Here is a 24319-nt window from a genome sequence, read left to right as displayed (position 1 = left end):
AAATTTGATCAGACCTCATTATTCGCCGACGCTGATCTTCAGGCCAGCAGCTATTGCAAAAGGTGTCAGGGTTATCGCCAGGGCGGTCAGGCTACCAAGCCACAAGAGATAACCGGTCGCCGCCATGCCCTGCAATGCCGCCTGCAAGGCGCCACTGCCGAGAATCAACACCGGGATGTACAGCGGCAGAATCAGCAACGCCAGCAACAGGCCGCCGCGCTTCAATCCTACCGTCAACGCCGCGCCCACCGCACCGAGCAGGCTCAGCACCGGTGTACCCAGCAATAAAGAAAGCAGCAACACCGGCAGACAGGCGGCAGGCAAACCGAGCATCAACGCCAGCAAGGGTGCGAGCAAAACCAGCGCCAGGCCGGAAAACGCCCAGTGTGCCAGTACCTTGGCCAAAACCAGAATAGGCAGGGGGTGCGGCGAAAGGACCCACTGCTCAAGCGATCCGTCTTCGAAATCACTGCGGAAGAGCCCGTCCAGCGAGAGCAAGACCGATAAAAGTGCTGCCACCCAGACCAACCCCGGGGACAAGGTTTGCAACAATTGAGGCCCGGCACCGACCGCCAACGGGAACAAAGAGACAACGATGGCGAAGAACACCAGCGGATTCGCCAATTCGGCAGGACGGCGAAACAGCAAACGGGCCTCGCGGGCGACCAACAGGCCGAAAACACTCATACGGCCCAATTCCCCAAATCAATATCGCGATAGCCGGCCGGCATCCTGGTCAGCGTGTGGTGAGTGGTCAGGACCACCATGCCGCCCCGCTCGCAATGCGCAGCCAAGTGTTCTTCAAGTTGCGCCACGCCTTGTTTGTCGAGCGCGGTGAACGGCTCATCGAGGATCCACAGCGGCGGGCTGTCCAGGTATAACCGCGCCAAGGCCACGCGACGTTGCTGGCCGGCCGACAGGGTGTGGCAGGGAACATCCTCGAAACCGCGTAGCCCCACAGCCTCCAGCGCCTGCCAGATCGCCTCATGGGAGGCCGGTTGATGCAACGCGCAGAGCCAACTGAGGTTTTCCTCGGGGGTCAGCAGGTCTTTGATGCCGGCAGCGTGGCCGATCCACAACAGGTTGCGCGCCAGTTCACTGCGCTGCTCATGCAATGGCTGGCCGTTTAGCAATACTTGACCGGCGGTCGGGTGCATCAAACCGCATAACAGACGTAAAAGGCTGGTCTTGCCACTGCCGTTGGGGCCGCTGATCTGCAACATTTCGCCACTGGCCAGTCTCAATTCGAGATTTTCGAAGAGCAGCCGAAGGTCTCGCTCACAGGCAAGGGCAACGGTTTGCAGGACAGGACTGGTCAAGAGATCACGGGCCTTATACGGTTCAAGTCGGCTCTGGTGCGGCCGTTAAAGAGATGCAGCATAGATGCAATGACGGCTTGTTCTAGAGAGCTGCGTCAAACAAATGCAATGTTTTCGCCACTCTGTATACAACGGGGCGGCATTATACATGCCATGCCTTACTCTAAAGAGTGCATTTTCCTCAGGTTGTGACCGCGTATGACAGGCGAAATGAACATCCTCCCGCTACCGCCAACCACTGCGGCGGTCACGCGTCCGCTGGTGATCAACGGCGAGTTGCTCAAGCTGCTGACGCCGATGGAGGGCCTGATCACTGCCGGTCAAACCGCCAAAGCCGAAGTGCTGTCGCTCAAGCAGACGGATCAGACTTTTCAACTGTTGCTCAAGGTCACCCTCGACAGCGGCCGCCAGACCACGGTCCAGGCCACCAGCACCCAGCCGCTGCCCCAAGGCACCAGCCTGGCGATCACCCAGCCATCGGCGGGCAATCTGGCGGTCACGGTGCAACAGGCCATCGCCTCCAGCGTCGCCACCCTCACCCGCATCGACACGGCGCAACTGCCGGTCGGCACCTTGCTGCAAGGCAAAGTGCTGACCTCTCAGGTGATGCCACAGGTGCCGGGCCAGCCGACAGTGTTTCGCTCGATGGTGAGCCTGCTCAACACCGCGCTAAGCGGCAGCACCCTGAGTATCGACAGCCCGACGCCACTGCGCATCGGTACATTGCTGAGCGCCTTGGTGCAGGACACCCAGACCCTGAAATTCGTCCCGTTGAGTAGCCGCCAGGAACAGCTGGCGGTGACGCAACAATTGGTCAGCCAGCAAAGTCGCCAGGGTTCTCTGGATGGCTTGATCAAAGTCCTGCAAAACCTGCCGCCGTCGGATCAAACCTCCAGCGACCTGCGCGCCGCCGTGGACAAATTGCTCGCCGGTCTGCCGGACGTCCAGCAACTGAGCACGCCCAAAGGCCTGGCCCAGGCATTGGCCAACAGCGGCCTGTTCCTCGAAGCGAAACTGTTGACCGGACAAAACCCGACGCTGACGCCTGACATGAAGGGCGACCTGCTCAAGTTGATCGCACAACTGACGCCGGGCCTGCCGGCTAACACCAATCTCAACGCGATCATTGCCGCCAATACCTTGGCCCAGGCGCTGCCGAGTTTCGTGCGCAGCGCCCTCGGCATGCTCGGCCAGGTCAGTGCCAAACCATTGCCGACCAGTTTCCCGCTTCCGGAGCGCTTGCTGCAAAGCCAGGACGGTGAAGGCGATCTGGAACACTTGCTGCGTCTGGCAGCAGCGGCCGTCTCGCGCCTGCAAAGCCATCAACTGTCGAGCCTGGAACAGACCGGCCTCACCGACGACGGTCGCCTGCTCAGCACCTGGCAACTGGAAATCCCCATGCGCAACCTGCAGGACATCGTGCCGTTGCAGGTCAAATTCCAGCGCGAAGAAGCGCCCGAGAAAGAACAACCACACGAACGCCGCGACGAACGCGAACCCAAGCAACAGTTGTGGCGCGTCGAACTGGCGTTCGACATGGAACCGTTAGGACCGTTGCAGATTCAGGCCCAGTTGATCAAAGGCAGCCTCTCCAGTCAGCTATGGGCCGAACGGCCGTACACCGCGAGCCTGATCGAAAGCAATCTGGCCGGGCTGCGCGAACGCCTGCTGGCGTCAGGCCTGAACGTCGGCGATCTGGATTGCCACCTCGGCACACCGCCGCAAGGCCCTCAAACCCGCCTCGAACAACGCTGGGTCGACGAAACCGCATGAACAAATCCACCGCACCGCGCCAAGCCATCGCCCTCAAATACGACGGCAGCCACGCCCCTACCCTCACGGCCAAAGGTGACGAGGAACTGGCCGAAGCCATTCTGCAGATTGCCCGTGATTATGAAGTGCCGATTTACGAAAACGCCGAGCTGGTGAAACTGCTAGCGCGGATGGAATTGGGAGAGAGCATTCCGGAGGAGTTGTATCGCACGATTGCCGAGATCATTGCGTTTGCGTGGAATTTGAAGGGGAAGTTTCCCGAGGGGCGGGATCCAGATGCTGCGATGGTGGAGAAGGACATCACCGAGCGCGGGGATGATTATTGAATCGTTGTTGAATGCAAAAAGATCGCAGCCTCGTTGCACTCGACAGCTCCTACAGGGCGTACACCGTCCCAATGTAGGAGCTGTCGAGTGCAACGAGGCTGCGATCTTTTGATCTTTTCAGTTCTTGTGCAACTTACTCATCAACTCCGCCTCAGCCTGGGTCAACCCGCAAGACTGAGTCAGTTCATCGACGCTGGCCCCCATCCCCACCAGGCGTGCTGCCTGAGCGAATGAAAGACTCGACGGATCACGTTGCTCCAACTGAGCCAGTTTGTCCGGCAACGGGCCGACGACGGCGCGCAGTTCGTGCAGGTCTTCACCCATGCGCACGTTGCCGTTCTGGTAGTCGTCGACGCGTTTGGCCAGGTCCTTGATGCGCTGATCGCGCAGCGCATCGCCCTCGGCCTGTTGCGCGGCGATCTGCCGCTGAGCGCGGATGTACGCCAGGAACATCGCCAGCGTGCCTGCCCAGAAGAGGAACAGGACAATGACAGCCACCTCAAGAATCAATCAGATACTCTCCAGTTCCGACCATTCTTCTTCGCTCATCATCTTGTCCAGTTCGACCAGGATCAGCAGTTCGTTGTTCTTGTTGCACACACCTTGAATGAACTTGGCGGACTCTTCGTTACCGACGTTCGGCGCGGTCTCGATTTCCGACTGACGCAGGTAAACCACTTCAGCCACGCTGTCGACCATGATCCCGACCACTTGCTTGTCGGCTTCGATGATGACGATGCGGGTGTTATCGCTGATCTCGGCATTCATCAGGCCGAAGCGCTGACGGGTGTCGATCACGGTGACCACGTTACCGCGCAGGTTGATGATGCCCAGCACGTAGCTCGGAGCACCCGGGACCGGGGCGATTTCGGTGTAGCGCAGGACTTCCTGAACGCGCATCACGTTGATGCCGTAGGTTTCGTTGTCCAGCTTGAAGGTTACCCATTGCAGGATCGGATCTTCAGAACCTTTTGCATTCGTCGCTTGATTACTCATACCCTGACCCCTCGAAAAACCGCTTCTGGCGGTGTGTGTTCTGTTGGCGGCATTCAACAATGCCGTCGCATATTTGTTATGTCGGCAGCTATGTCGGTTTGTGTAGCGGCTTGATGCCGCCCATGTGCTTTACCCCGCCGCTGGCGATCAACTCGGCCAAGGCGGAAACGTCCAGCAGCGCACACATGTGCTCAATTACCGTGCCGGCGAGCCATGGCCGCTGACCTCGATGGCTTCTCCATTTGATTTCGTTCGGGTCCAGGCGCAACGAGCGGCTGACTTGATGCACCGCCAGCCCCCACTCGTAGCCCTGAACCGAAATAACGTATTGCAGGCCCTGGCGGAAATCATCGCGGTAGCGGTCCGGCATGACCCAGCGCGCGGTATCCAGCACTTTCAGGTTTCCGGCCTGGCTCGGCAGGATCCCGAGGAACCATTCCGGCTGACCGAACAACGGTGTCAGCTCGTGACCGGCCAGAGAATAAATCGAGCCCAGGCACACCAGCGGCACCGCCAGGGTCAACCCGGCGACGTCGAACAACAAGCACTCAAACGGCTCGGCAGCCCACGACGGACGACCGTCGGTTTCCACCGGTGGCGGCGTGTTGCTTGGCGGCAGATGAACTTCGACCAACGGCGGCACCAATGCTTGCAGCAGTGGTGCAATCGTCGACACGGGCGCCAGAATCGGTGCCGGTGCTTCGATAACAACCACCGGTGCTTTCACCACTGGCGCAACGATGGGTGCAGCAGCTACGGCCGGTTTCTGCGCATCACGGGCCTGTTCTTCAAGCACGGCGGCCTGGAACTCATCCAGCGCGGCCTCAACCTCGATAACCTCGATAACCTCGGGCAGCGCCTCGACTTCTGGCAGCAACTCTTCGGTCGCGTCTTGCAGCAAGCTGTCCAGATAAGACTGGAGGGCCAGTTGCGGACGCGAGGTGATCTTCACCGGCCGAGTCATGCGCACACCATCGTAGGAGCTGCCGCAGGCTGCGATCTTTTGATCTTGATCTTTTCAAGGACGCCAAAAAGCAGGATCAAAAGATCGCAGCCTGCGGCAGCTCCTACAGGGATTGAGTTCATCTCACGCCACCTGCGGAACAAGTTGCGCCGCCATCAGATGTTTGAGCAGTGCACGGTAAGCGAGAACGCCACGGCTCTTGCCGTCGAATTGCGAAGGCGTCAGCCCTGCCCGGCTCGCGTCACGCAAGCGGGTATCGATCGGGATGTAGCCTTGCCAGATTTCTTCCGGGTACTTGTCGCGCAGCACGCGAAGGGTGCCGAGGGACGCCTGGGTACGACGGTCGAAAAGGGTCGGCACGATGCTGAACGGCAGCGCCTGTTTGCGCGAGCGGTTGATCATCGCCAGGGTGTTGACCATGCGTTCCAGGCCTTTGACGGCCAGATGCTCGGTCTGCACCGGGATCACCAACTGCTGACTGGCCGCCAAGGCATTGACCATCAACACGCCGAGCAACGGCGGGCTGTCGATCACCGCGTAATCGAAGTCCTGCCAAAGTTGCGCCAGGCTCTTGGCGATCACCAGGCCCAAACCACTCTGGCCCGGCGACTGGCGCTCAAGGGTTGCCAGCGCGGTGCTCGATGGCAACAGGGAAATGCGCTCGTCACTGGTGGGCATCAGCAACTGACCGGGCAAGCCTTGGGGCACAATGCCCTTGTGCAGGAACAGGTCGTAACTGCTGTGTTCCAGGCTGTCGGGGTCGTAACCGAAGTAGCTGGTCATGGAGCCGTGGGGGTCGAGATCGACCACAACCACGCGCTTGCCCGCCTCAGCCAGCAAACCGGCTAAAGCGATGGAGGAAGTGGTTTTACCGACACCACCCTTTTGATTGGCGACTGCCCAGACTCTCATTCGGATTGTTCCTCCCGGTCGAAAAGGTCGACCGAGAAATAGCTCAACGTATTAATGCGGGTGACGGAGAATTGACGGCGCTCTCTCGTCCCGGCGACTTGACCGGGGTAGGTGCAGTTTGTGTGCCAGCCCGCTTCAACGCGGCATCCGGTTGTGCATGAGCCGTTCCGGTACCGGTGAGGCTGCGGCGTACATCGAGATTTCGTGAAACCACCAACACCACCCGACGGTTACGCGCCCGGCCTTCGGCGGTGGCGTTGTTGGCCACCGGCTGGAACTCGCCGTAACCCACCGACGCCAGACGACCGGGATTCACACCCTGCATCGCCAGCATGCGCACAATGCTTGCCGAACGGGCCGAGGACAGCTCCCAGTTGGTCGGGTATTGCGCGGTACGAATCGGCTGATCGTCGGTGAAGCCTTCGACGTGGATCGGGTTGTCGAACGGCCTGAGGATCGCGGCAACCTTGTCGATGATGTTGAACGCGATGTCGCTGGGCATGGCGTCGCCACTGCCGAACAACAGGCTGGAATTGAGTTCGATCTCGACCCACAACTCATTGCCGCGCACGGTCATCTGGTTGGAGCTGATCAAGTCGCCGAACGCCGCGCTGATGTCATCGGCAATACTTTTGAGCGGATCGCTGGCCCCGGCGATACCGGCATCGACCTGCTCGCTGTCCTTGACCAGCGGCTTGGCCGGAGTCACGGTCTTCGGTCGCTCTTCGCCGATAGGAATCGGCTTGAGGGCTCGATCGGAGTCAGTAAATACCCCGATCAACGCCTCGGAAATGATCTTGTACTTGCCTTCGTTGATCGAAGAAATCGAGTACATCACCACGAAGAAAGCGAACAGCAACGTGATGAAGTCGGCGTAGGAAACGAGCCAGCGTTCATGGTTTACGTGTTCTTCAGGTTGCCGACGACGAGCCATGAGGTTATTCCCTTAATCCATGAAGCCCTGAAGCTTCAACTCAATGGAGCGAGGGTTTTCACCTTCGGCGATCGACAAGATCCCTTCCAGCAACATCTCGCGATAACGCGACTGTCGCAACGCGATGGATTTGAGCTTGGCGGCAATCGGCAGCAACATCAGGTTGGCACTGGCCACGCCATAGATGGTGGCGACAAAGGCGACGGCAATACCGCTGCCCAGTTGCGACGGATCGGCCAGGTTGCCCATGACGTGGATCAGGCCCATCACCGCACCGATGATGCCGATGGTCGGCGCGTAGCCACCCATGCTTTCAAAGACTTTGGCGGCTTCGATGTCGCGGCTTTCCTGGGTGTAGAAATCCACTTCCAGAATGCTGCGAATCGCTTCCGGCTCGGCGCCGTCCACCAGCAGTTGCAGACCTTTGCGTGAGTAGCTGTCGGGTTCGGCGTCGGCCACCCCTTCCAGACCGAGCAAACCTTCCTTGCGTGCGGTCAGGCTCCAATTCACTACGCGATCGATGCCGCCGGCCAAGTCCACGCGCGGTGGAAACAGGATCCAGGCGAGAATCTGCATGGCGCGCTTGAAGGCGCTCATCGGCGATTGCAGTAGCGAAGCACCAATGGTCCCACCGAGTACGATCAACGCTGCCGGGCCGTTGGCCAGCGCACCGAGATGACCGCCTTCAAGGTAGTTGCCGCCAATAATGGCGACGAACGCCATGATGATCCCGATAAGGCTTAATACATCCATCAGATACACGCCTCGACCAGGTGACGGCCGATATCGTCCAGGCTGTACACCGCGTCCGCGAGTTCAGCTTTGACGATGGCCATCGGCATGCCGTAGATCACGCAGCTGGCTTCATCCTGAGCCCAGATCGCACTGCCGCCCTGCTTGAGCAGACGTGCGCCTTCGCGACCGTCCGCGCCCATGCCGGTGAGTACCACCGCCAGAACTTTGTCGCCGTAGGATTTGGCTGCGGAACCGAAGGTGATGTCCACGCACGGTTTGTAGTTCAAACGCTCGTCGCCCGGCAGGATTTTCACCGCGCCACGGCCGTCGATCATCATTTGCTTGCCACCCGGAGCCAACAGCGCCAGGCCCGGACGCAGGATGTCGCCATCCTCGGCTTCCTTGACGCTGATGCGGCACAGTTTGTCCAGACGCTCGGCGAAAGCCTTGGTGAAGGCTGCCGGCATGTGCTGGATCAACACGATCGGTGCCGGGAAGTTGCCCGGCAACTGCGTCAGAACCCGTTGCAGGGCAACCGGGCCACCAGTGGACGTACCGATGGCAACCAGTTTGTAGGCTTTGCGTTTCGGCGCTGGCGACGATGGAGTCGCTGCATGGGTGCGAGCCGGAGCCGGAATCGGTGCCGGTGCCGGACGCGCAGGCGCGCTGCTACCGTAGCTGTTGACGCTCGAAGGCGCAGGCGTCGGGGCTGGCGCAGCCACCGGGGCCGGGGCGCTGTAAGTGCTGGCGCGACGATTACTGCGCGAGATGCTGAGAATCTTCTCGCACAGCAGTTGCTTGACCTTCTCCGGGTTACGGGAGATGTCTTCGAAATTCTTCGGCAGGAAGTCCACCGCACCGGCGTCCAGCGCATCGAGGGTGACCCGCGCGCCTTCGTGAGTCAGCGAGGAGAACATCAACACCGGGGTCGGGCAGCGCTGCATGATGTGCCGCACTGCGGTGATGCCATCCATCATCGGCATCTCGTAGTCCATGGTGATCACGTCTGGCTTGAGGGCCAGCGCCTGATCGATCGCCTCTTTGCCGTTGGTCGCCGTACCGACGACCTGGATATTCGAATCCGCTGAAAGAATTTCCGAGACGCGGCGGCGGAAAAACCCCGAATCGTCCACCACCAGGACTTTGACTGCCATAAACACTCCGTTAGACGGGGCGAGGCTCAGTCGCCCCGCTCCCCCAGAATCAAATACGCCGTGCGGCGTAACGCTTGAGCATGCTCGGAACATCGAGAATCAGCGCAATGCGGCCGTCACCGGTGATGGTGGCGCCGGACATGCCGGGGGTTCCCTGGAGCATTTTGCCCAATGGCTTGATGACCACTTCTTCCTGGCCCACCAGTTGGTCGACGACGAAGCCGATCCGCTGAGTGCCCACCGAAAGGATCACCACATGGCCTTCGCGCTGCTCTTCGTGAGCGGCGGAGCTGACCAGCCAGCGCTTGAGGTAGAACAGAGGCAGCGCCTTGTCCCGCACGATCACCACTTCCTGGCCGTCCACCACGTTGGTGCGCGACAGGTCGAGGTGGAAGATCTCGTTGACGTTCACCAGCGGGAACGCGAACGCCTGGTTGCCGAGCATGACCATCAGCGTCGGCATGATCGCCAGGGTCAACGGGACCTTGATGACGATCTTCGAGCCCTTGCCCTTGGTCGAGTAGATATTGATGGTACCGTTGAGCTGGGCGATCTTGGTTTTCACCACGTCCATGCCCACTCCGCGCCCGGAGACGTCGGAAATTTCGGTTTTGGTCGAGAAACCCGGAGCGAAGATCAGGTTGAAGCAATCCGACTCGCTGAGACGGTCCGCCGCATCCTTGTCCATCAGGCCTTTCTTCACGGCGATACCGCGCAGAACATCAGCGTCCATGCCTTTGCCATCATCGGAGATGGACAGCAGGATGTGGTCGCCTTCCTGTTCCGCGGACAGGATCACCTTGCCGCTGCGAGGTTTACCCATCGCTTCGCGCTCAGCTGGCTCTTCGATACCGTGGTCGACCGAGTTGCGCACCAAGTGGACCAGCGGGTCGGCCAGGGCCTCGACGAGGTTCTTGTCGAGGTCGGTTTCTTCGCCGACCAGCTCCAGGTTGATCTCTTTCTTGAGCTGGCGAGCCAGGTCACGAACCAGACGCGGGAAGCGCCCGAAGACTTTCTTGATCGGCTGCATCCGGGTCTTCATGACCGCGGTTTGCAGGTCGGCCGTGACCACGTCGAGGTTCGACACGGCCTTGGACATGGCTTCGTCGCCGCTGTTGAGGCCCAGACGGACCAGGCGATTACGCACCAATACCAGCTCGCCGACCATGTTCATGATTTCGTCGAGACGCGCGGTATCGACCCGCACGGTGGTCTCGGCTTCGCTGGCCGGTTTTTCTGGTGGTGGCGCAGACGGGGCACGGGCCGGGGCCGGTGCAGCAGCGGCGGCCGATTTCGGCACTTCGGCTTTTGGCTCGGGCGCTTTGGTCACAGGTTTCGCAGCTGGTGCCGGCGCCTTGGCGACAGGAGCAGAAACCACTGCGCCAGTGCCAACCTCGGTGAACTTGCCTTTACCATGCAATTCGTCGAGCAGTGATTCGAATTCGTGGTCCGAGATCAGATCGCCGCCGGCCGCTTTAGCGGTTGGCGCAGCCGGAGCTGGTACGGCGGCAATCGCCGACTCCAGCGCATCGACGGCAAAGTTGCCCTTGCCGTGCAGCTGATCGAGCAGTGCTTCGAACTCGTCGTCGGTGATGTCGGAGCTGTCGCCTGCCGCTTTCGGGGCAGCCGGTGCGGCTGGCGCAGCCACCGCATCGACGGCGAACTGGCCTTTGCCGTGCAGTTGATCGAGCAACGACTCGAACTCGGCATCGGTGATTTCATCGCTGGCCGAGGCATCGCTGGTCGGCACTGGCGCAGCCGCTGGAGCCTCGGCTTGAGCCTTGACGGCGTTCAGCGAGTCCAGCAGCTGTTCAAATTCGTTATCCGTGATGTCGCCCGATTCTTCAGCGGCAGGTTCTTCCACTACCTCGGCGACCGGTGCCGATTCATCGGCGGTTTGCGGCTCGGCCAGACGGGCCAACGCTGCAAGCAATTCTGGAGTGGCAGCCGTGATCGGGCCGCGTTCGCGGACTTCGCTGAACATGCTGTTCACCGCGTCCAGTGCTTCGAGAACCACGTCCATCAGTTCCGAGTCGACGCGTCGTTCACCCTTGCGCAGGATGTCGAACACGTTCTCGGCGATGTGACAGCACTCCACCAACTCGTTGAGCTGGAGGAAGCCGGCGCCCCCTTTTACAGTGTGAAAACCGCGAAAAATTGCATTGAGCAAATCCGCATCATCCGGTCGGCTTTCAAGCTCGACCAGCTGTTCGGACAGTTGCTCTAGAATCTCGCCGGCCTCAACCAGGAAATCCTGAAGGATCTCTTCATCGGCGCCGAAGCTCATTAAGGGGGTGCTCCTGAGGTCTAAAAACCTAAAAAACCTAAAATGCTAAAACTCTAAAATCCTAGGCTGGATAACAAATCGTCCACATCGTCCTGACCGGACACAACGTCTTCTCTTTTATCGGCATGAATCTGCGGACCTTCACCCTGAGAGAGATGTTTTTGTGGATCTTTTTCAGCCAGCATCGCATCACGGTCATGTTCGATACCCGCAAAGCGGTCTACCTGGCTGGCCATGAGCACGAGCTTGAGCAGATTGCTTTCAACTTCGGTGACCAACTGGGTCACGCGTTTGATCACCTGACCGGTGAGGTCCTGGTAATCCTGGGCCAGCAGAATGTCGTTGAGATTGCTCGACACGACGCGGTTATCTTCGCTGCTGCGTGTCAGGAAACCGTCGACGCGCCTGGCCAGTTCGCGGAACTCTTCAGCCCCGACTTCGCGACGCATGAACCGTCCCCAATCCGTGCTCAGCGTCTGAGCTTCGTCGCTCAGGCTGTTGATCAGCGGCGTGGCGTTTTCCACCAGATCCATGGTGCGGTTCGCCGCGGCCTCGGTCAGCTTGACCACATAACCCAGGCGCTCGGTGGCATCCGTGATCTGAGACACTTCCTCGGCTTGCGGCATGTGCGGGTCAATCTGGAAATTGACGATCGCGCTATGCAGCTCGCGGGTGAGCTTGCCTACTTCCTGGTACAGGCCGCGGTCACGGGTCTGGTTGAGCTCATGGATCAGTTGCACAGCGTCGCCGAACCTGCCTTTTTCAAGGCTCTCGACCAGTTCGACCGCGTGTTTTTTCAGGGTCGACTCGAAATCGCCCTGTGAAGATTCTTTATGCTCCATAGCTCCCCCGTGGCGCAGTACATCAACCGATGCGTTCGAAAATCTTCTCGATTTTTTCTTTCAACGCCTGGGCTGTGAAGGGTTTGACCACATAGCCATTAACACCGGCCTGGGCCGCTTCGATGATTTGCTCGCGCTTGGCTTCAGCGGTCACCATCAGCACCGGCAGGTGCTTGAGCTTTTCATCGGCGCGCACGTGACGCAGCAGATCGATACCGGTCATGCCAGGCATGTTCCAGTCCGTTACCAGAAAGTCGATGCTCCCACTGTTGAGAACCGGGATGGCAGTGGTGCCATCGTCAGCCTCGACCGTGTTGGTGAACCCAAGGTCACGCAACAGGTTTTTTATGATCCGCCGCATCGTTGAGAAGTCATCAACGATGAGGATTTTCATGTTCTTGTCCAATTCGACCTCCAAGCAGTCTTAAACGCGCCCAGCACCTGGACGCGCCATTTCAATCAATCCGGCAAAGCACTCAATGACTGTCTGGAGCACAACAGATCGAGACCGATGCAGTTCAACACCACACCAGCTCCATTCGCAGTGTCCCCACACTGCCTTCAGCGCGCTCGCCACTCCCCCAAACGCCCCCGCAAACGGGCCGCGCACTGGCTGTGTAACTGGCTGACCCGCGATTCGCTGACCCCCAGGACCTCACCGATTTCCTTGAGATTCAACTCTTCGTCGTAGTACAGCGCCAACACCAGTCGCTCACGCTCCGGCAAATTGGCAATCGCGTCCGCCAGCGCCGCCTGGAAGCGTTCATCTTCCAGATCGCGTGACGGCTCGAGATGAGCACTGGCGCCATCCTCATGCAGCCCTTCGTGTTCGCCGTCCTGCAACAGATCGTCGAAACTGAATAAGCGGCTACCGAGGGTGTCGTTCAAAATCCCGTAATAATCGTCGAGACTCAATTGGAGTTCGGCCGCAACCTCATGATCTTTAGCGTCACGACCGGTTTTAGCTTCAATCGAGCGAATCGCGTCGCTGACCATGCGGGTATTGCGGTGAACCGAACGTGGCGCCCAGTCCCCCTTGCGCACTTCATCGAGCATCGCGCCGCGGATTCGAATGCCCGCGTACGTCTCGAAACTCGCGCCTTTGCTGGCGTCGTATTTGGTTGATACTTCAAGCAGGCCGATCATCCCGGCCTGGATCAGGTCTTCGACCTGGACACTGGCCGGCAAACGCGCCAGCAAGTGGTAGGCAATGCGTTTGACCAGTGGCGCGTAACGCTCGATCAGCTCGTACTGCGCGTCACGTGCCGACTTCTTGTAGAGGTTGTAGCCACTGGCTGTCATAGGACGGGTCCTGCCGTTTGTTGCACGAGGCGTTCGACGAAAAACTCCAGGTGCCCGCGTGGGTTGGCCGGCAGTGGCCAGGTATCGACCTTCTGCGCAATGGCCTTGAACGCCAGGGCGCACTTGGAACGCGGGAAGGCTTCGTAGACGGCACGCTGTTTCTGCACGGCCTTGCGCACGCTTTCGTCGTAAGGCACCGCACCGACATATTGCAAGGCGACGTCGAGGAAACGATCCGTGACCTTGGTCAACTTGGCGAACAGGTTACGGCCTTCCTGCGGGCTTTGCGCCATGTTGGCCAGGACGCGGAAACGATTCATGCCGTAGTCGCGATTCAGCAGTTTGATCAGTGCGTAGGCGTCGGTGATCGAGGTCGGCTCGTCACACACCACCAGCAAGACTTCTTGCGCTGCGCGGACGAAACTGACTACCGAGTCACCAATGCCCGCAGCGGTGTCGATCACCAATACGTCGAGGTTGTCGCCGATGTCGCTGAAGGCCTGGATCAGGCCGGCATGCTGGGCCGGGCTCAGATGAACCATGCTCTGGGTGCCGGATGCGGCCGGGACGATGCGGATACCGCCGGGCCCTTGCAACAGTACGTCGCGCAGCTCACAGCGGCCTTCGATCACGTCGGCCAGGGTACGTTTGGGTGTCAGCCCCAGCAGGACGTCGACGTTCGCCAGCCCCAGATCGGCATCCAGCAGCATGACGCGCCGGCCGAGTTCAGCTAGAGCCAGGGACAAGTTCACTGACACGTTAGTCTTCCCGACGCCACCTTTGCCGCCGGTCACCGCGATCACCTGTACGGGATGCATGCTGCCCATGTTATTTCTTTACCTTGTCTTGCATAGACGGAGGCCACATTACTGGCTGCGCGTTCAGCGACTGAACAATGCATGGCCGACCATCGATGTAGGTACAAAAAATGTTCATTAATACCTCAGCCAACCTGCTTGGTCGGGCTGTGGTAAATATCAGCGAACATATCAGCCATGGCTTCTTCGCTGGGTTCTTCCTGCATTTGCACGCTAACGGCGCGGCTGACCAACTGATGACGACGCGGCAGATGTAAATCATCCGGAATCCGCGGGCCATCGGTCAGGTAAGCCACCGGCAATTCATGACTGATGGCCAGGCTCAACACCTCACCCAAGCTTGCCGTTTCATCCAGTTTAGTCAGGATGCAGCCGGCAAGGCCGCAACGTTTGTAACTGTGGTAAGCGGCGGTTAGAACCTGTTTCTGGCTGGTGGTTGCCAAGACCAGATAATTTTTTGATTTGATGCCGCGTCCGGCCAGGCTTTCGAGCTGCATGCGCAGTGCCGGATCGCTGGCCTGCAGGCCGGCGGTATCGATCAGCACCACGCGTTTGCGCAGCAAGGGCTCCAGCGCCTGCACCAGGGATTGACCTGGGTCGACGTGGGTGACCGACACGTTGAGGATGCGGCCCAGGGTCTTGAGCTGTTCCTGAGCGCCGATGCGGTAGCTGTCCATGCTCACCAGCGCGATGTTCTGCGCGCCGTACTTGAGCACGTAACGGGCCGCCAGCTTGGCCAGCGTGGTGGTCTTGCCCATGCCGGCCGGGCCGACCATGGCAATCACACCGCCCTCTTCCAAGGGCTCGACTTCCGGGGTGGCGATCATCCGCGCCAGGTGCGCGAGCAACATGCGCCAGGCCTGACGGGGTTCTTCAATGTCAGTAATCAGCGCCAGCAGATCGCGCGACAACGGGCCGGACAGGCCGATGCGTTGCAAGCGGCGCCAGAGGTTGGCCTGGGCCGGACGGCTGCCTTGTAGCTGATTCCAGGCCAGCGAGCCAAGTTGCACTTCCATCAGTTCACGCAGGCTGTTGAGCTCGAAACGCATCGAGTCGAACGCACGCGGATCGACGCCGGTCGCTGCGGCAGGCGCAGGTGCCGAGCGCCGAGGCTCGGCCAGTGTCGATTCAATCAGCGGCTCGGCGGCGGTCAACGGCAGGCCGGCGAACAACTGTCGATTGGTGCTCTTGTCGCTCTCGCCATCGCCACGCAGACTCAGTTCGGCCTGGGCGGTGACGATCCGCGACTGGGTCTTGCGCAGCTCGTCCTCGAGTTCCATGTTCGGAACACGCGGGGCCAGCGCCGACAATTTGTAATCCAGGGCAGCCGTCAGCTCGACACCGCCGGCGATCCGGCGATTGCCAATGATGGCGGCATCTGCGCCCAGCTCATCACGAACCAGTTTCATGGCCTGACGCATATCGGCGGCGAAAAAACGCTTAACTTGCATAAACCACTACCTCAGCCGTTGGGCCCTACTGTCGCAACGATGGTCACTTGCTTGTTGTCAGGGATTTCCTGGTAAGCCAACACATGCAAACCCGGGACTGCCAGTCGGCCGAATCGCGAGAGCATCGCGCGAACCGGACCGGCCACCAGCAGAATCACCGGTTGACCTTGCATTTCCTGACGCTGCGCCGCTTCGATCAACGAGCGTTGCAGTTTCTCTGCCATGCTTGGCTCCAGCAGAACGCCCTCTTCCGAGCCTTGTCCTGCCTTCTGAAGACTATTGAGCAATATTTGTTCCAACCTTGGCTCCAAGGTGATCACAGGCAGCTCCGACTCAGTGCCTACAATGCTTTGCACGATTGCACGGGATACGCCGACGCGCACCGCGGCCACCAAAGCGGCAGTATCTTGACTCTTGGCGGCGTTGTTCGCGATGGCTTCGGCGATGCTGCGAATGTCCCGTACCGGCACCTGTTCAGCCAGCAATGCCTGCAAGACCTTGAGCAACTGCGACAGAGAAACCACCCCCGGCACCAGCTCTTCGGCCAGTTTCGGTGAGCTTTTGGCCAGCAATTGCATGAGTTGCTGGACTTCTTCGTGGCCAATCAGCTCGCTGGAGTGTTTGTACAAAATCTGGTTCAAGTGGGTTGCCACTACCGTACTGGCATCGACCACGGTGTAACCGAGGGATTGCGCCTGGGCACGCTGGCTGATTTCGATCCAGACCGCCTCCAGACCAAAAGCCGGATCTTTGGCGGTAATGCCGTTGAGCGTGCCGTAGACCTGCCCCGGGTTGATCGCCAGTTCGCGGTCCGGGTAAATCTCGGCCTCGGCCAGGATCACGCCCATCAGGGTCAGGCGGTAGGCGCTTGGCGCCAGGTCGAGGTTGTCACGGATATGCACAGTCGGCATCAAGAAACCCAGGTCCTGGGAGAGCTTTTTACGCACACCCTTGATCCGTGCCAGCAACTGCCCCCCCTGATTGCGATCCACCAGCGGGATCAGGCGGTAGCCGACTTCCAGGCCGATCATGTCGATCGGGGTCACGTCGTCCCATCCGAGCTCCTTGGTTTCCTGGGCGCGGGCCGGCGATGGCAGCAATTCCTGTTGACGCTTGACCTCTTGCAGGGCCTGAACCTTGACCACGTTCTGCTTCTTCCAGAACAGGTAAGCGCCGCCAGCCGCCAGGGCTGCCATGCTCAGAAAAGAAAAGTGCGGCATGCCCGGCACCAGGCCCATCACCGCCATCAAGCCAGCAGCCACGGCCAGGGCTTTCGGTGAAGCGAACATCTGACGATTGATCTGCTTGCCCATGTCTTCCGAACCGGAAGCACGGGTCACCATAATCGCAGCGGCAGTCGACAACAGCAGTGATGGCAATTGCGCCACCAAACCGTCACCGATGGTCAACAAGGCGTAAACCCGACCGGCATCGCCAAAGGTCATGCCGTGCTGGAAGATACCGACCGCCATGCCGCCGATCAGGTTGATGAACAGAATCAGCAGGCCGGCGATGGCGTCACCGCGAACGAATTTGCTGGCACCGTCCATCGAGCCGTAGAACTCGGCTTCCTGGGCCACTTCCATCCGGCGCAGTTTCGCCTGGTTCTGATCGATCAGGCCGGCGTTCAAGTCGGCATCGATCGCCATCTGTTTGCCGGGCATTGCATCGAGGGTGAAACGCGCGCTCACCTCGGAAATCCGCCCCGCACCCTTGGTCACTACGACGAAGTTGATGATCATCAAAATCGCGAAAACCACGATACCAACCACGTAGTTACCGCCGATCACCACTTCACCGAAGGCCTGGATCACCTTACCGGCAGCGGCATGGCCGTCCTGACCGTGGAGCATCACCACCCGTGTCGAGGCCACGTTCAGCGCCAGTCGCAGCAACGTCGCCACCAGCAGAATGGTCGGGAACACCGCAAAATCCAACGGCCGCAAGGCGTACACGCAGACCAGCAATACGACGATGGACAAGGCAATGTTGAACGTAAAAAACACGTCCAGCAGGAACGGCGGCACCGGCAACATCATCATGGCCAGCATGACCAGCAGCAACAGCGGCACACCCAGATTGCCCCGACTGAGGTCGGCAACGTTTGTGCGTGCAGTGTTGATTAACTGAGAGCGATCCACCGGTTTTCCCCGTTCCTTTAAAGCAAACTTTTGACGCCTGAAACAGGCGCAGGGCGGCTACTGCAAGAAGCCTTCCAACTTTTTGCAGGCCGCCGAAAGAGTTTGAGAAACGCTCTGAAACAGGATCGCCGCGGACGGACTCAGGTTGCAATCCTGATGTCGTTGGCGCTGATTTTTCCGAAGGCGAGCTGATGACCGCGCATGTAAAGCATCCCGCGATTCATCGGTGCGCCGTCGACCTCCACCAGATCCTCATACACATACCCCAACGTCAGGACATGACCGGGCGCCCTCTCCAGCCGCGTATGCCCTTGCATCAAGCCAAGCCCCCAAAAAAAACTGACTACAGGCAGATCGCCGATCACAATTTCCCGCTTACGATCTGACCAGCGAAAATACTGCCCGCAGGTAATAAAAATATCATTGCCTACCACCTCGAACGTGGGCTTCGCATAACGCCGCGCAAGGCTGCCCTCCGTCCATTGATCGAAGTAATTGCCCGCCCAGCTGAAAACTTCGCATAGCCGCTCAAAAGAGTGGATTTTCCCGGCAGCATCACTGAAATAGTTGTACCAAAGATGGTAGGCAAGCCCGCCCAGTTCAGGACGAATAGCATTGATGAAGGAGTCGAGATAGCCAGGAATGGCTGCATTGGCCGCAACCTTGAAAGCCTCAAAGTCCAGTAGCAATTTGAACTTGATCGTGTAACCGATGGCGCCTTCTTCCAGTCGATGCTCAACGTTGCCCGATACGAACTTGAGCCCCATTCCCTCCAGCCGCGTGTACTGATTTTCCATGATGCCGCCCCTGCCGTGATCACCCTGAACAGGGCGAAATAGTCAGGCTTATCAGACACACCATTTTCATCGCCGCCTACTGTCATAACTGATAGGTAAACAAGCAAATAGCGACCACTCATCGGCAAGCCGCCGGCCGACGGCGCAGAATCCCCCTCACTCAGGAATCGCGCCGCAAATCCGGTGGAATCGGCAGATCGTCCTGGAGCGGATCCGGGCGCTTGCCCTTGCCGGCGCGGTACTGGCGGATCTGGTAGACGTAGGCCAGTACCTGGGCGACTGCCAGATAGAGCCCGCCGGGAATTTCCTGCTCCAGCTCCGTGGAGTAGTAGATCGAACGCGCCAGCGCCGGCGATTCGAGCAGCATCACATTGTTGGCCACGGCGATTTCGCGGATCTTCAAGGCGAGGAAGTCGCTCCCCTTGGCCAACAGCACCGGCGCATTGCCTTTATCTGGATCGTACTTGAGGGCCACGGCGTAGTGGGTCGGGTTGGTGATAACCACGTCGGCCTCGGGGATCGCGGCCATCATCCGCCGCTGGGACATCTCGCGCTGCAACTGACGAATGCGCTGTTTGACCTCTGGCCGCCCTTCCTGATCCTTGTGCTCGTCGCGCACCTCCTGCTTGGTCATCAGCAGCTTCTTGTGGCTTTCCCAGAGCTGCACCGGCACATCGACCGCAGCGATGATGATCAGCCCGCAAGCCATCCACAAAGTGCTCCAGCCGACCACTTGCAGGCTGTGAATGATCGCCATGTCCAACGGCTCGTGGGCGATGCGCATCAGATCATCGATGTCCGACGACAAGACCGCCAACGCCACGAACAAGACGATGAAAAACTTCGCCAGGGCCTTGAGCAACTCCACCAGCGCCTTGGCCGAAAACATCCGTTTCAGGCCCGCGCCGGGGTTCATGCGACTGAACTTGGGCGCCATGGAGCCGGCCGCGAACAGCCAGCCACCGAGGGAGATCGGGCCGATCAACGCCGCCAACAGCATAGTGATCATCACCGGCTGAATCGCCAACAAGGCAATCTGTCCCGAGTGCAGCAAGAAGGTACCCATGCTGCGCTGGTCCAGAATCACTTCCCGCGACAGCGTGAAGTTCATCCGCATCAGCTCCATCATGTCCTGCGCCAATGCGCCGCCAAAAATCAGCAGCGCGCCGGCACCGGCGAGCATGACCGCCAAGGTATTGAGCTCCTTGGAGCGCGCAATCTCGCCCTTGTCACGGGAGTCCTTTTTACGTTTCTCCGTGGGGTCTTCTGTTTTGTCCTGACCGCTTTCGCTCTCAGCCATGACTCAGCGCGCCCGTGCGAGTTCGCGTAACAACTGCAAAGCCTCGGAGGCCAGCGGTTGATACTGATTGAGAATGTCCGCCAGGCCGACCCAGACAATGAACAGCCCGAGCACCAGGGTCAGCGGGAAGCCGATCGAGAAGATGTTCAACTGCGGTGCCGCCCGGGTCATCACGCCAAACGCAATGTTGACCACCAGCAACGCCGTGATCGCCGGCAACACCAGTAACAGCGCCGCGCCAAGTACCCAGCCGAGCTTGCCGGCGAGTTCCCAAAAATGATGGACCATCAACCCGCCACCGACCGGCAGCGTGGTGAAGCTCTCGGTGAGGACTTCGAACACCACCAGATGGCCGTTCATCGACAGGAACAGCAGGGTCACCAGCATGGTGAAAAATTGCCCGATCACCGCCACCGACACACCGTTCGTAGGGTCCATCATCGAGGCGAAGCCCATGCCCATCTGGATCGCGACAATTTGCCCGGCGACCACGAAAGCCTGGAAGAACAGCTGCAAGGAAAAGCCCAATATCGCGCCAATGATGATTTGCTCGGCAATCAGCAGCAGTGCGCTCAGGTCCAACGCGTTGACCGGCGGCATCGGCGGCAGGCCGGGAGCGATCACGAAGGTGATCGCCAGGGCGAAGTACAGGCGTACGCGCTGGGGCACCAGGCTCGTACCGAAAATCGGCATGACCATCAGCAACGAACCGATGCGAAACAGCGGCAACATGAACGTCGCCACCCAGGTACTGATCTGGGTATCGGTCAGCTGCAGCAGCGACATGGTTTAGCCGATGACCTGAGGAATACTGCCGTACAACTGCAGGATGTATTCCATAAAGGTCTGCACCATCCACGGGCCGCCAACGATCAGCGTCACCAGCATCACCAGCAGGCGCGGCAGGAAGCTCAGGGTCTGTTCGTTGATCTGGGTGGCTGCCTGGAACATCGCCACCAACAAGCCCACCAGCAAGCTCGGGATTACCAGCACGGCGACCATCATGGTGGTCAGCCACAACGCTTCGCGAAAGATGTCTACGGCAACTTCCGGCGTCATGGTGAAACGCCGCCGAAGCTGCTGGCCAACGTGCCAATGATCAACGCCCAGCCATCCACCAGCACGAACAGCATGATCTTGAACGGCAGGGAAATAATCAGTGGTGAGAGCATCATCATACCCATGGCCATCAGCACACTGGCCACGACCAGGTCGATGATCAGGAACGGAATGAAGATCATGAAGCCGATCTGGAACGCGGTTTTCAGCTCAGAGGTCACGAACGCCGGGACCAGAATCGTCAGCGACGCCTGATCAGGCGAAGCAATGTCAGTGCGCTTGGACAAGCGCATGAACAGCTCCAGATCGCTGCTGCGAGTCTGAGCCAGCATGAAATCCTTGATCGGCACCTGCGCCTTGGTCACGGCATCCTGAGCGCTGAGTTTCTCCGCCAGATATGGCTGCAAGGCATCCTGATTTACGCGATCGAACACCGGCGCCATGATGAACATAGTCAGGAACAGCGCCATGCCGGTGAGGATCTGGTTCGACGGTGTCTGCTGCAAGCCAAGGGCCTGACGCAGGATCGAGAACACGATGATGATCCGGGTGAAACTGGTCATCAGCATGACGAACGCCGGGATGAAACTCAGCGCGGTCATGATCAGCAGGATTTGCAGGCTGACCGAGTATTCCTGAGCGCCTTCGGCGTTAGTGCCCAGAGTGATTGCCGGGATCGATAACGGATCGGCAGCGAACACCAGCGGCGCAGCCAGCATCAGGGCCAGCGTCAAGACGATGCGTAGCGCACCCATTACTTCTTATCCTTCTGATCCTTGCCGAGCATCTTCAACAGATGCTGAGCAAACTCCGGGGTCGCTTTCTCGGTAGTGGCGGGCACTGGCACCGGCTCCTTGAGCACATGCAGCGCAGTGATGGTGCCGGGGCTCAGGCCGAGCAGGATTTGTTCATTGCCGACCTGCACCAGCATCAAACGGTCACGAGGGCCAAGCGCGCGAGAACCGATCAGCTCGATCACTTGCCCCTTGCCCGCCGGCCCGGCCTGCTGGACCCGGCGCAGTAGCCAGGCGAGGAAGAAGATCAACCCCAGCACCAGCACCAAGCCGAATACCAATTGCGCCAATTGCCCGGCCACACCGCTGCTGACAGCCGGCGTGGCGGCCGCAGTAGCGGTCGCTACCGGCTCGGCAGCCAGAACACTGAACGGCAACGCCAGCACAAACCCCAGAACCTTTTTCACTCAGCGCAGCTTCTTGATGCGTTCGCTTGGGCTGATCACGTCGGTCAGGCGGATGCCGAACTTTTCGTTGACCACCACCACTTCACCGTGGGCGATGAGCGTGCCATTGACCAGCACGTCCAGCGGCTCGCCGGCCAGACGATCGAGTTCGATCACCGACCCCTGGTTGAGTTGCAGCAGGTTGCGGATGTTGATATCGGTGCTGCCGACTTCCATGGAAATGGATACCGGAATATCGAGGATCACGTCCAGGTTCGGACCGTCCAGCGTCACCGGATCGTTGCTCTTCGGCACGCTGCCGAACTCTTCCATTGGCAGACGGTTGGACGACGAACCGGTGGCATCGGCGGCCAACAAGGCATCGATATCGTCCTGCCCGGCGTCACCGGTTTCTTCCAGGGCCGCAGCCCATTCATCAGCCAGTGCCTGGTCGTCCTGGGCGTTCATATCGTCGTTCATCATTTGTCCTCGGCGGGCACCTGCTCAATCAAGAGCAGTCAATTGAAAGGGGGTTGGAGCGCCGGTCAGCGGCGCTCGATCGGCTCGATAACCTGCAACGCGAGGTTGCCTTTGTGCGAGCCCATCTTGACCTTGAAGGCCGGCACGCCGTTGGCGCGCATGATCATTTCTTCCGGCATCTCGACCGGGATCACATCCCCGGGCTGCATGTGCAGGATGTCGCGCAGCTTCAACTGGCGGCGGGCTACGGTGGCACCGATCGGTACATCGACGTCCAGCACATCCTGGCGCAAGGCGTTGATCCAGCGCTCGTCCTGATCGTCGAGGTCCGACTGGAAGCCGGCGTCGAGCATTTCGCGTACCGGCTCGATCATCGAGTACGGCATGGTCACGTGCAGGTCGCCGCCACCACCATCGAGTTCGATGTGGAACGTCGACACCACAACCGCTTCGCTCGGGCCGACGATGTTGGCCATGGCCGGGTTCACTTCCGAGTTGATGTACTCGAAGTTCACTTCCATGATCGCCTGCCAGGCTTCCTTCAAATCGACGAAGGCCTGTTCCAGCACCATGCGCACCACACGCAGCTCAGTGGGGGTGAATTCACGCCCTTCGATCTTCGCGTGACGGCCATCGCCGCCGAAGAAGTTGTCCACCAGTTTGAACACCAGTTTGGCGTCGAGGATGAACAGCGCAGTGCCGCGCAGCGGTTTGATCTTGACCAGGTTGAGACTGGTCGGCACGTACAGCGAGTGCACGTATTCGCCGAACTTCATCACCTGCACGCCACCGACGGCAACGTCCGCCGAGCGGCGCAGCATGTTGAACATGCTGATGCGGGTGTAGCGGGCGAAACGCTCGTTGATCATTTCGAGGGTCGGCATGCGTCCGCGGACGATGCGATCCTGGCTGGTAAGGTCGTAGCTTTTGACGGTGCCGGGTTCGGCAGCGTTATCGGTCTGTACCAGACCATCGTCGACGCCATGCAACAGCGCATCGATCTCATCCTGGGACAGCAGGTCCTGCACGGCCATGTCGTGTTCCTACTGCAGTACGAAATTAGTGAAAAGCAACTGTTCGATCACCACTTTGCCAAGCTCTTTCTGCGCCACTTCCTGGACGCTGGCCGTGGCCTTCTGACGCAACATTTCCTGGCCGACCGGACTCGCCAGCGTGGCGAAATCCTGACCGGAAAACAGCATCACCAGGTTATTGCGGATCACCGGCATGTGGACTTTGAGCGCTTCCAGATCGGCCTGATTGCGCCCCTGCAGGGTGATGCTCACCTGCATGTAGCGCTGACGGCCGTTCTGGGTGTAGTTGGCCACGAAGGCCGGTGCCATGGGCTCGAAGATCGCCGGCTGCTTGCCGACCACAGCGGTTTCAGCCGCAGCGGCAGGCTTGCTCTGGGCGCCGTGCATGAAGTACCAGGTCGCCCCCACGGACAAGCCGATCGCCAGCAGCATGGCCACGACGATCACAATGATCAGCTTTATTTTGCCTTTGGTTGCGGGGTCTTTCACTGGTGATGCGTCGCTCTTAGCCATGC

The 24319-nt window shown here is 59.6% G+C and carries 27 protein-coding genes; 2 read left to right on the top strand and 25 right to left on the bottom strand.

The genetic code is table 11. The features are described 5' to 3' along the window. Window positions 1-18: 18 nt before the first annotated feature. A complete protein-coding gene (gene ccmB, locus F6R97_RS24215) occupies window positions 19-687 on the bottom strand; it encodes a heme exporter protein CcmB (RefSeq protein ID WP_315867210.1) in 669 nt (222 codons plus the stop codon). After that, on the bottom strand, window positions 684-1319 hold the full coding sequence (gene ccmA / locus F6R97_RS24210; protein WP_038979626.1) for a cytochrome c biogenesis heme-transporting ATPase CcmA: 636 nt from the start codon (window positions 1317-1319) through the stop codon (window positions 684-686). The genes ccmB and ccmA overlap by 4 nt, the downstream gene beginning before the upstream one ends. A gap of 198 nt (window positions 1320-1517) precedes the next feature. On the opposite strand from ccmA, the gene F6R97_RS24205 reads away from it, so the two are divergent. Both F6R97_RS24205 and F6R97_RS24200 read left to right on the top strand, forming a co-directional pair. Further along, on the top strand, window positions 1518-3092 hold the full coding sequence (locus tag F6R97_RS24205) for a flagellar hook-length control protein FliK (RefSeq protein WP_315867209.1): 1575 nt from the start codon (window positions 1518-1520) through the stop codon (window positions 3090-3092). After that, window positions 3089-3418 carry an EscU/YscU/HrcU family type III secretion system export apparatus switch protein gene (locus F6R97_RS24200; protein ID WP_038979623.1) on the top strand — a complete coding sequence of 110 codons (330 nt, stop codon included), beginning with the start codon at window positions 3089-3091 and terminating at the stop codon, window positions 3416-3418. Before F6R97_RS24205 ends, F6R97_RS24200 begins: the two co-directional genes overlap by 4 nt. 117 nt (window positions 3419-3535) lie before the next feature. Here F6R97_RS24200 and F6R97_RS24195 read toward each other — a convergent pair whose 3' ends face one another. The 23 genes from F6R97_RS24195 to fliL form a co-directional block, all read right to left on the bottom strand. Next, on the bottom strand, window positions 3536-3928 hold the full coding sequence (locus F6R97_RS24195) for a DUF2802 domain-containing protein (protein WP_038979621.1): 393 nt from the start codon (window positions 3926-3928) through the stop codon (window positions 3536-3538). Beyond that, complete coding sequence (locus F6R97_RS24190) at window positions 3929-4414, bottom strand: chemotaxis protein CheW (RefSeq protein ID WP_007894224.1); 486 nt, start codon at window positions 4412-4414, stop codon at window positions 3929-3931. Window positions 4415-4502: 88 nt separating this feature from the next. Beyond that, window positions 4503-5378 carry a CheW domain-containing protein gene (locus tag F6R97_RS24185; protein ID WP_315867208.1) on the bottom strand — a complete coding sequence of 292 codons (876 nt, stop codon included), beginning with the start codon at window positions 5376-5378 and terminating at the stop codon, window positions 4503-4505. 123 nt (window positions 5379-5501) lie between these two features. Then, window positions 5502-6290, bottom strand: coding sequence for a ParA family protein (locus tag F6R97_RS24180; RefSeq protein WP_038979617.1), 789 nt, complete (start codon window positions 6288-6290; stop codon window positions 5502-5504). Window positions 6291-6333: 43 nt separating this feature from the next. Then, entirely contained in the window at window positions 6334-7224 is an 891-nt protein-coding gene (motD, locus tag F6R97_RS24175) for a flagellar motor protein MotD (protein WP_038979616.1), read from the bottom strand. 12 nt (window positions 7225-7236) lie between these two features. After that, window positions 7237-7977: a flagellar motor protein gene (locus F6R97_RS24170; RefSeq protein ID WP_038979615.1), complete on the bottom strand. Its 741-nt coding sequence runs from the start codon at window positions 7975-7977 to the stop codon at window positions 7237-7239. Beyond that, window positions 7977-9113 (bottom strand): chemotaxis response regulator protein-glutamate methylesterase, encoded by a 1137-nt coding sequence (locus F6R97_RS24165; protein WP_038979613.1) that lies wholly within the window; start codon window positions 9111-9113, stop codon window positions 7977-7979. The genes F6R97_RS24170 and F6R97_RS24165 overlap by 1 nt, the downstream gene beginning before the upstream one ends. A 49-nt stretch (window positions 9114-9162) precedes the next feature. Continuing rightward, complete coding sequence (locus tag F6R97_RS24160) at window positions 9163-11400, bottom strand: chemotaxis protein CheA (protein WP_038979612.1); 2238 nt, start codon at window positions 11398-11400, stop codon at window positions 9163-9165. 53 nt (window positions 11401-11453) lie between these two features. Beyond that, a complete protein-coding gene (locus F6R97_RS24155) occupies window positions 11454-12242 on the bottom strand; it encodes a protein phosphatase CheZ (RefSeq protein WP_038979610.1) in 789 nt (262 codons plus the stop codon). A gap of 22 nt (window positions 12243-12264) precedes the next feature. Then, on the bottom strand, window positions 12265-12636 hold the full coding sequence (locus F6R97_RS24150; protein ID WP_003183998.1) for a chemotaxis response regulator CheY: 372 nt from the start codon (window positions 12634-12636) through the stop codon (window positions 12265-12267). Between the two features lie 167 nt (window positions 12637-12803). Next, window positions 12804-13544 (bottom strand): RNA polymerase sigma factor FliA, encoded by a 741-nt coding sequence (gene fliA / locus F6R97_RS24145; RefSeq protein WP_007894214.1) that lies wholly within the window; start codon window positions 13542-13544, stop codon window positions 12804-12806. Further along, complete coding sequence (fleN, locus tag F6R97_RS24140; protein ID WP_003222917.1) at window positions 13541-14371, bottom strand: flagellar synthesis regulator FleN; 831 nt, start codon at window positions 14369-14371, stop codon at window positions 13541-13543. Before fleN ends, fliA begins: the two co-directional genes overlap by 4 nt. A gap of 116 nt (window positions 14372-14487) precedes the next feature. Further along, on the bottom strand, window positions 14488-15813 hold the full coding sequence (flhF, locus tag F6R97_RS24135; RefSeq protein WP_038979607.1) for a flagellar biosynthesis protein FlhF: 1326 nt from the start codon (window positions 15811-15813) through the stop codon (window positions 14488-14490). An 11-nt stretch (window positions 15814-15824) separates the two neighbouring features. Further along, a complete protein-coding gene (flhA, locus tag F6R97_RS24130; RefSeq protein WP_038979605.1) occupies window positions 15825-17954 on the bottom strand; it encodes a flagellar biosynthesis protein FlhA in 2130 nt (709 codons plus the stop codon). A 140-nt stretch (window positions 17955-18094) separates the two neighbouring features. Beyond that, the gene (locus tag F6R97_RS24125) at window positions 18095-18751 is read right to left on the bottom strand and encodes a hypothetical protein (protein WP_151152211.1); all 657 of its coding nucleotides are present in this window, start codon (window positions 18749-18751) and stop codon (window positions 18095-18097) included. Between the two features lie 160 nt (window positions 18752-18911). Then, window positions 18912-20051, bottom strand: coding sequence for a flagellar biosynthesis protein FlhB (flhB, locus tag F6R97_RS24120; protein WP_038979603.1), 1140 nt, complete (start codon window positions 20049-20051; stop codon window positions 18912-18914). Window positions 20052-20054: 3 nt separating this feature from the next. After that, the gene (gene fliR, locus F6R97_RS24115) at window positions 20055-20837 is read right to left on the bottom strand and encodes a flagellar biosynthetic protein FliR (RefSeq protein ID WP_038979602.1); all 783 of its coding nucleotides are present in this window, start codon (window positions 20835-20837) and stop codon (window positions 20055-20057) included. Window positions 20838-20840: 3 nt separating this feature from the next. Beyond that, window positions 20841-21110 (bottom strand): flagellar biosynthesis protein FliQ, encoded by a 270-nt coding sequence (fliQ, locus tag F6R97_RS24110; RefSeq protein ID WP_007894208.1) that lies wholly within the window; start codon window positions 21108-21110, stop codon window positions 20841-20843. Next, window positions 21107-21865 carry a flagellar type III secretion system pore protein FliP gene (gene fliP / locus F6R97_RS24105; protein WP_315867207.1) on the bottom strand — a complete coding sequence of 253 codons (759 nt, stop codon included), beginning with the start codon at window positions 21863-21865 and terminating at the stop codon, window positions 21107-21109. Before fliP ends, fliQ begins: the two co-directional genes overlap by 4 nt. Beyond that, entirely contained in the window at window positions 21865-22311 is a 447-nt protein-coding gene (gene fliO, locus F6R97_RS24100) for a flagellar biosynthetic protein FliO (protein ID WP_315867206.1), read from the bottom strand. The genes fliP and fliO overlap by 1 nt, the downstream gene beginning before the upstream one ends. Beyond that, window positions 22312-22770 carry a flagellar motor switch protein FliN gene (fliN, locus tag F6R97_RS24095; protein ID WP_038980234.1) on the bottom strand — a complete coding sequence of 153 codons (459 nt, stop codon included), beginning with the start codon at window positions 22768-22770 and terminating at the stop codon, window positions 22312-22314. A gap of 65 nt (window positions 22771-22835) precedes the next feature. Further along, window positions 22836-23804: a flagellar motor switch protein FliM gene (gene fliM / locus F6R97_RS24090; protein ID WP_038979596.1), complete on the bottom strand. Its 969-nt coding sequence runs from the start codon at window positions 23802-23804 to the stop codon at window positions 22836-22838. Between the two features lie 9 nt (window positions 23805-23813). Beyond that, window positions 23814-24317, bottom strand: coding sequence for a flagellar basal body-associated protein FliL (gene fliL, locus F6R97_RS24085; RefSeq protein WP_038979594.1), 504 nt, complete (start codon window positions 24315-24317; stop codon window positions 23814-23816). Window positions 24318-24319 lie beyond the last annotated feature (2 nt).

Origin of the sequence: Pseudomonas sp. JV414 (assembly GCF_032424305.1) — a bacterium.
Taxonomy (GTDB): Bacteria; Pseudomonadota; Gammaproteobacteria; order Pseudomonadales; family Pseudomonadaceae; genus Aquipseudomonas; species Aquipseudomonas lini.
Note: the sequence above shows the minus strand (reverse complement) of the source record. Positions and strands in the feature narration are given on the sequence as shown.